The 384-nt window shown below is 66.7% G+C and carries 1 protein-coding gene; it reads left to right on the top strand.

Features of this window, described 5'->3' with window-relative positions; genetic code table 11:
* A partial coding sequence (locus ABD211_RS20670; RefSeq protein ID WP_344134340.1) for a transposase occupies positions 1-384 on the top strand: 384 nt, incomplete at both ends.

Raw genomic sequence — 384 nt, 5'->3', positions numbered from 1 at the left:
CACTTGCTGCAGACCATGATCAACACCCTGCTCTCCGCCGATGCAGACGCGGTGGTCGGCGCCGAATGGGGCAAGCCCACCCCGACACGGTCCGCCCAGCGCAACGGGTACCGGCACCGGGACCTGGACACCCGGGTCGGCACGGTCGATGTAGCCATCCCGAAGCTGCGCTCTGGGACGTACTTCCCGGAGTGGCTGCTGGAACGCCGGAAGAGAGCGGAGTCGGCGCTGATCACCGTGGTGGCGGACTGCTACTTGGCCGGGGTGAGTACCCGGCGGATGGACAAGCTGGTCAAGACCCTGGGGATCAATGCCCTCTCCAAGTCCCAGGTCTCCAGGATGGCCGCGGACCTGGATGAACACGTGGAGTCCTTCCGCCACCGG

This window comes from Luedemannella flava (genome assembly GCF_039528515.1).
Taxonomy (GTDB): domain Bacteria; phylum Actinomycetota; class Actinomycetes; order Mycobacteriales; family Micromonosporaceae; genus Luedemannella; species Luedemannella flava.
The sequence above is the reverse complement of the archived record's forward strand: the minus strand, read 5'-3'. Positions and strand labels throughout refer to the sequence as shown.